Origin of the sequence: Salipaludibacillus sp. CF4.18, assembly GCF_051262595.1 — a bacterium.
GTDB lineage: Bacteria > Bacillota > Bacilli > Bacillales > Salisediminibacteriaceae > Salipaludibacillus > Salipaludibacillus neizhouensis.
Genome location: NZ_JBIMEV010000017.1, coordinates 75,017 through 82,219 on the forward strand (window position 1 = coordinate 75,017; position 7,203 = coordinate 82,219).

Below are 7,203 nucleotides of genomic sequence, written 5' to 3' on the forward strand. Positions count from 1 at the left end.
AGATTTCCTTGTCAATTCATCTGACATAGTAGGAGATTTTATCACGAACAATCGTTAAGATTAAAAGATATAATCATTAAATAAGCACTTATATACAAATATTATCGGTTTATGACCATGAACGATATTAGTGGAATAAGAGATTAGATTCTTATCTGGAGGTTTCATAAATGGAAAAGCAAAAGCTAGTCTTAATAGGAAATGGTATGGCAGGTATGAACTGTATTGAGGAAATCCTCAAGAAAAATCCTAACATGTTTGATATTTCCGTGTTTGGCAGTGAACCGCATGATAATTATAATCGAATTCTATTATCAACTGTACTTCAAGGAAATACAAAGGTAGAGGACATCACTTTAAAAAATCGTGCCTGGTATGATGAACACGATATTGTACTTTATAAAGGCGAAACCGTACTGAAAGTGGATACTGATAATAAAACACTTATTACTGATCAAAATCGAGAAGTTCCTTACGATAAACTCATTTTTGCAACGGGTTCTGTCCCATTTGTATTACCCATTCCCGGATCGGATAAAGAGGGAGTTATTAGCTTTAGGACTATAGAGGATTGTCAGAAAATTATAAACGTTTCAAAAACAGGCAAAAAAGCAGCTGTTATTGGCGGTGGTCTTTTAGGTCTTGAAGCAGCAAGAGGGTTACTTAATTTAGGTATGGAAGTAGATGTGGTACATATTGCCGATAGTTTAATGGAAAGGCAATTAGACCCAACTGCTGCTAAAATGCTTCAACTTGAGTTAGAAAAACAAGGAATGAACTTCCTTTTAGAAAAAGCTACCGAAGAAATAATTGGAGATACGCATGTAGAAGGCTTACGATTTAAAGACGGATCCGTAATAGAAGCTGATGCTGTAATTATGGCTGTAGGTGTAAAACCAAATGTTCAAATGGCAAAAGATAGTGGCTTAGAAACGAAACGTGCCATTTTAGTCAATGACTATTTAGAAACAAGTGTGACAGATATTTATGCAGTCGGTGAATGTGTAGAACACCGGGAAATGGTCTATGGACTTGTAAAACCACTTTACGAGCAAGGAAGAATTCTTGCGGAGAAAATATGTGGGATAGAGTCTGTCGGGTATCAAGGTTCTACCTTATCGACACAATTAAAAATAGCTGGAATTGATGTCTTTTCTGTAGGTCAATTTTATGCTGATGAAGATTCAAAAACGATTTCTCAATATGACGAATTAAGCGGAAATTATAAAAAAATAATTTTGAAGGAAGATAAAGTAATAGGTGCTGTATTATTCGGCGATACTCAGCCTGGTAATAAACTGCTGGATATCATTAGCAAACAAAAAGTCATCACTGATGAAGAAAAAATGCTAATATTGCACGCATCAGACCAGACGTCTCAGGTTGCATCAATGGAGCAAACTGAATTGATCTGTAATTGCAATGCTGTTCCAAAAGGAACAATTATTGAGGCCTGTCAATCACAAGGTTTAACTACTGTTGAAGAAGTAAAACAATGTACAAAAGCTTCGAGTGCATGCGGTGGCTGTAAACCATTAGTGACAGACCTGCTGATGTACATCCAAAGTGAAGATTTTGATGAAGTGATCGAAAAAAAACCAATGTGCGCTTGTACAACACTTACAGACGAAGAGATAGTTTCGGAGATGCAAGTTAAAAACCTAGCTTCCATTCATGATGTGATGAAGGAACTTGGCTGGTCTAAACAGGAAGGTTGTTCTACATGTGTTCCTGCTTTGCAATATTACCTTGGCATGATTTATCCAGAATACGAGTTAAATAAAGAATCACTATTTATCAATCAACGGATGAATGCAACAAAGCAAAAAGACGGAACATTTTCACTTACACCACAAAGCTATGGCGGTGTTACGAATGCAGCAGAATTACGGAAAATTGCAAATGTCGTTGAGAAATACGAGATTCCCAATGTTGCGATAACTAGTGAACAAAGAGTTCATTTATTCGGTGTAAAAGAAGACAATCTTAAAGATATATGGCGTGACCTAGACTTACAATTAAGTAGTACTTTTGGAAATACGGTCCAAAATATCAAGACCTGTATTGGTGAAACCGTCTGTACTTGTGAAAAACATCATGCACTTCAATTAGCGGTTGAACTAGAAAAGAAAACGGATTATCTCGTAACTCCACATCGAATCAAAATGGGAGTTTCAGCTTGTATGCACAATGGAGCAGGTTCGACAACAAAAGATATCGGCGTCATCCAATTTGATCGAGGCTGGGAAATTTATGTTGGCGGAAGCAGTGGTCGAAATGCACTTCCTGGACAATTGCTTTGTGTCGCGGATTCAGAGGAAGAGGTAATCGGTATTATTATTGGGTTTATCCAATATTACCGTGAGACGGCAAAATTTGCTGAACGAACTTGGGACTGGATTAGTCGAGTCAATCTATTGCATATAAGAGAAGTTTTATTTGATAAAGACTTGAGAGAGCAACTCATTGAAAGCTTGGGCAACGATGCCTACCAAAACAGAAAAGCATTAGAAAAGTCTGTTCAGATATAATAACCTGTCCTATCGTGGCAAATACGCAAACAAAGGATGAGAGACATTGACTGAAAAGTTATTAAGATATTTCAGAACGAGACAAAAGGAAGCAGAAACAGAAAAATTGTACGATACACAATGTCCCTTTTGCAGTATGCAATGTAAAATGCAGCTAATTGAACAGTCAACGGTCACTAGGAAAAAGTACCAAACGGTAGGAAAAGATAATCCCACCTCGGAAGGACGTTTATGTATTAAAGGCTTAAATGCTCATCAACATGCTGTGCACACGGACCGTATTAAACATCCATTAAGAAAGATAAATGGTGAATTCCAACCAATTTCTTGGGACGAAGCATATGCTTTAATAAGCGAAAAATTTGCCGCCATTCAAACTAAACATGGGAAAAACGCATTATCCGTGTATGGTAGTGCAACCATTACAAATGAAGAAGCCTATTTACTTGGCAAATTTGCCCGAGTAGGATTAGAGACGAAATATATTGATTATAATGGTCGCTTGTGCATGTCAGCAGCAGCTTCTGCAGCAGCACAGACTTTTGGGGTTGATCGTGGTTTTACTAACACAATCAGTGAAATCCCTCACACAAGATGCATTGTCCTTGCTGGAACAAACATTGCCGAGTGCCAACCAACAATTATGCCTTACTTTGAGCGGGCAAAAGAAAATGGAGCATTTATTATAGCAATTGATCCACGCGAAACGTCAACTACAAAAATGGCAGACTTACATTTGAAAGTAAAGCCAGGAATGGATTCCGCATTAGCTAATGGACTTCTAAAAGTGATTGTAGATGAAAATTTGATCGACGAAAGCTTTATAGAAGAACGTGTTAATGGGTTTGATGAAGTTAAAGAACATATAGCTACATTAGATTTAAATGAGATTGCCGAACAAACAGGGGTCCCGGTTGAGCAAATCATCAAAGCAGGCACTGTTTTTGGCAGAGAAGATTCCGGGATGATTTTTACTGCAAGAGGAGTAGAGCAACAGACGGATGGATCGATCTCTGTGCGAAACTTTTTAAATATTCTGCTTGCTACTGGGAAAATAGGCAAGAAAAATTCTGGATTTGGAGCAGTAACTGGACAAGGAAATGGACAAGGCGCAAGAGAGCATGGACAAAAAGCAGATCAATTACCTGGATATCGATCCATTGAGAATGAAGAACACCGACAATATATCTCTGACGTATGGGGCATCAACGAAAAAGACTTGCCTCGTAAAGGGGTTTCTGCCTTTGAAACGATTCAAAAAATAGATGAAGGGGAAATTAAAGGAATGTTCTTGATGTGTTCAAATCCAGTTGTTTCTAATCCAAGCGCTGAGTTTGTAAAAAAAGCACTAGAGAAGCTTGATTTCTTCGTAGCTGTAGATATGTTTATTTCCGAGACTGCTAGATTAGCAGATTTAATCTTACCAGCCACCTCGTATTTAGAAACACCTGGTACAATGACGAACGTAGAAGGTAGAGTTACTTTGCGCGAAGCGAGTTTTCCTGTTCAAGGAGAAGCAAAGCATGATTGGCAAATTATTTGCGAACTTGCGGCAGCACTTGGAAAAGAAAAGTATTTTTCATTTTCTTCTCCAGAAGAAATTTTCAATGAGTTACGAGTTGCCAGTAAAGGTGGAAAAGCAGATTATTCAGGGATAACTTATGACCGAATTAGAGAAAAAGAGGGGATTTTATGGCCCTGTCCGGATGAAGATCATCCTGGCACGGAAAGATTGTTCGAAAAAGAATTTTCTCATGCTGATGGAAAAGCAAACATGATTGTCGTACCAAATAAACCTGAAATACCTAAAGACACTCCGACGGTGGATTTCCCGCTCTATTTAACAACTGGAAGAGTGATGGCTCACTATTTAACTGGTGTCCAAACAAGAAAGAGTTCAACACTGGCGGCACATGATTTTGAATCATATATGGAAATACACCCAGCAACAGCGGAGAAATATCATATACAAGATAATACCTTGGTTAAAATAGAATCAGCACGAGGGCACATCGTTGTGCGAAGTAAAGTGTCAGACACGATCCGAAAAGATACTGTTTTTGTTCCATTCCATTGGGCTGATTCACAAAATGTGAACCGCTTGGTTTCAAAAAAACTTGACCCAACCTGTAAAATGCCCGGTTTTAAAGTAAGTGCAGTAAAACTTAGTCCTGTAGCAAATTGATTACTTTAGAAAAACAGTATAGCCGTTTTTTATTAAATACAGCGTGATCTTTTAGCCACACCCGAGTAGCACCTACGTAGTGCGTGTAGGTGCTACTCGAAAGGATGTGGTTTTCCCTTGACACGCGTGGCGTAAAGATAGCTGTCAACTTTCTTTTAAAGCTAAACTGTATAATAAAAAACCATCTAGGCATGCGAAGAGCTAAAGTAATACCAGATCCGTTATTGCGTCGGTGTGACAGTGAAATTGCAACTAATCTTTTCCTCTCCATTAATTAAAATTGAAATAGTGTGATCTCCGGGATAATGAACTCTCGTCGTCATATTTTTAAAAGATTGGTTGCGTGAGTATGTTTTAATTTGCCCCTCTTTTAGCTCTATTTCCGAGACTTTAAATATCTTCCTCGATCGTTTTTGATTCTTTTTTATATAATCTATCGCATATTCAATTCTGATTTTTGTCGTTTTTTCAGCGACGATTTGAAAGGAATAGGAAAGACTTTCTCCAATTGATAGCTTTGTTTTATCAAGATTCAGGTTTGTAACGCGTGTCGATTCATTTGCTTCATAACCGAACAATGCAAGTGCTTTTTTATTTCCTTGTTTTAATAATGTTCGTGAAGCGTGTCGTAAGATCCAATCCGTTCTTGGATCTTTTCCATATTCTTGTTTGACGATGTCGATTATAACTTCAGGATGCGTCTTTGAAATGTCGTTTAAATTATTGGCAACGCTTTTCCTAACATATAACGAGTCATCTCGAATTAAATTCATTAATAGTGGTAATAGAGGCGACGGATCTTCTTTAAACGATGGAAGAGATTGTCCCCATGGAAGCCTAGGTCTACAACCTTCACTGGCTAATCTTCGCACATGTTCATTTACATCGTTAGACCACTGGAACATTTTCCTCAGCATTGAGTCCTGCTCTAACAAGATAAAAGCACGAATTGCGAATTCGGATGTAGAGAACTTCGTAAAATATTCTAGAGCTTGAATCGATTCATTCCAGTTTTTTAAACCGAATTTCTCTACATAATCAGGAAAAATAATGCCTGAAAGTCCTTGAAACTTTGGTGAAATTCCTTTTAAAACTGCAAGAGATTCTTCATACTCATTTGGAAGAGTCTGATACATCGCTGTAGACAACCGACTGACACGTTGTTTAAATTCTAACTTATTCCAGTCATCAGAATAGATTGCCAAGAGAAATTTATCAGCGTTAAAAAGGGGAGTCGCTTTATGTAATTCATTTGCAAGCCTCTTTATAAAGTCATCACTATAAATGTCTTTTACTTTTGCCAGAGTAAACACTCCTTGCTTTTCCGGTTATTTTTCACTCTTTGGATAATCGCAGTATTCAATAATCGTTCCGTCTGTATCGGCTGGATTCAGATAAATTAATCTTCTGCCATGTTTATTTATTCTTCTTGTTTCTTCCATAACCCGTATCCCTTTTTCGTCCAGTTCTTTTAAAGCGAGCTCCAGATCTTCAACATAATAAGCAACATGATGAACACCTTTCCCCTTTTGTTTAATAAAACGTGCAATTGGGGAAGTTGTGTTATTCGTCGGTGCAAGGAGCTCAATCCTACTCTGATCTATTTCTAAAATAGCGATTTCACTTTCAACGCCTGTTGCTTCGCTCCTGTACCGATCGATTAACTTCGCTTGTAAAACACCTATATAAAACATCAGACTATCATCTATATTTCGTACTGCAATCCCGATATGATCTAGTTTTTTATCCATCTGTAGTGATCTCCTTTTAGAAAGAATAATTGCTTTATTTTATCATATACAAACCATTAATGCCGTTTTAAGACTTATAGGATAGAGGATTTTTCACTAGTATTATCGAATTTCTTTTTAAAAATATAAATTATTTTTAAGGAGGAGAATAATTGCATCAAAAAAGTTATTATTCTCGGAAGATTAGTTTAGAACTGATGGAAAAATTTAGTGAGTCCACACAGAAAAATGTGAAAAAGGCTGGATTTAGACTTGCCATCTCTTTGACACTTTGGGTAAAATAGGGAAGGCTAGAGGCGAAATTATGTGAAACTTTCACTTTTATGAGCCGTATGTAGAACTTAGGAGGGGATCGTGTGCTTAAATATTTAGGCTTCGGTATCGTAGTTGCAGGTATAGCCATCCTAATCGGATTGCTGGCTGGAAGTGGTTGGGACTCTGTGTTCGCCATCGCTTGTTTAATTTCTATTATTGGAATTGTGCTTTCAGGACTATTTTTAGGGGCATTTATAGGCGGGGGTAGAAGTAGTGCCAATGAGCGTGAAGCTAAAAAGGATCGTCGACGAAAAACAAAAATGGGAACAGATACTGTTTTAATTACAATTCCCAATATTATTTTGGCGATTATCTTAATCTTTGTTATCTAAGTGAGTATTGACCAAATACCCGAACGCAATGCCTGGGCATTTCATTCGAGTAAGGACACGACAAAAAATCCTTTGTCGTGTCCTTTTCT

General features: G+C 37.5%; 6 protein-coding genes. 4 read left to right on the forward strand and 2 right to left on the reverse strand.

What is annotated here, in order from left to right; translation table 11 throughout:
- The first annotated feature begins 170 nt into the window (after positions 1 to 170).
- Both nirB and nasC read left to right on the forward strand, forming a co-directional pair.
- Positions 171 to 2,531, forward strand: a complete 2,361-nt coding sequence (gene nirB, locus ACHABW_RS12530; RefSeq protein WP_435755618.1) for a nitrite reductase large subunit NirB — start codon at positions 171 to 173, stop codon at positions 2,529 to 2,531.
- 46 nt (positions 2,532 to 2,577) lie between these two features.
- The gene (nasC, locus tag ACHABW_RS12535; protein WP_435755619.1) at positions 2,578 to 4,716 is read left to right on the forward strand and encodes an assimilatory nitrate reductase catalytic subunit NasC; all 2,139 of its coding nucleotides are present in this window, start codon (positions 2,578 to 2,580) and stop codon (positions 4,714 to 4,716) included.
- A gap of 221 nt (positions 4,717 to 4,937) precedes the next feature.
- Here nasC and ACHABW_RS12540 read toward each other — a convergent pair whose 3' ends face one another.
- Entirely contained in the window at positions 4,938 to 6,020 is a 1,083-nt protein-coding gene (locus ACHABW_RS12540; protein ID WP_435755628.1) for a DNA alkylation repair protein, read from the reverse strand.
- Between the two features lie 24 nt (positions 6,021 to 6,044).
- Complete coding sequence (locus tag ACHABW_RS12545; RefSeq protein WP_435755620.1) at positions 6,045 to 6,467, reverse strand: VOC family protein; 423 nt, start codon at positions 6,465 to 6,467, stop codon at positions 6,045 to 6,047.
- Positions 6,468 to 6,619: 152 nt separating this feature from the next.
- On the opposite strand from ACHABW_RS12545, the gene ACHABW_RS12550 reads away from it, so the two are divergent.
- Together ACHABW_RS12550 and ACHABW_RS12555 are read left to right on the forward strand one after the other, a co-directional pair.
- Positions 6,620 to 6,751 (forward strand): hypothetical protein, encoded by a 132-nt coding sequence (locus tag ACHABW_RS12550; protein ID WP_435755621.1) that lies wholly within the window; start codon positions 6,620 to 6,622, stop codon positions 6,749 to 6,751.
- Between the two features lie 72 nt (positions 6,752 to 6,823).
- A complete protein-coding gene (locus tag ACHABW_RS12555; protein ID WP_435755622.1) occupies positions 6,824 to 7,114 on the forward strand; it encodes a DUF5316 family protein in 291 nt (96 codons plus the stop codon).
- Positions 7,115 to 7,203: the final 89 nt, after the last annotated feature.

Bases quoted from the DNA above. Each gene is read 5' to 3' on its own strand.
- ACHABW_RS12545 (WP_435755620.1), bottom strand. From the start codon at position 6,467: ATGGATAAAAAACTAGATCATATCGGGATTGCAGTACGAAATATAGAT.
- nirB (WP_435755618.1), top strand. From the start codon at position 171: ATGGAAAAGCAAAAGCTAGTCTTAATAGGAAATGGTATGGCAGGTATG.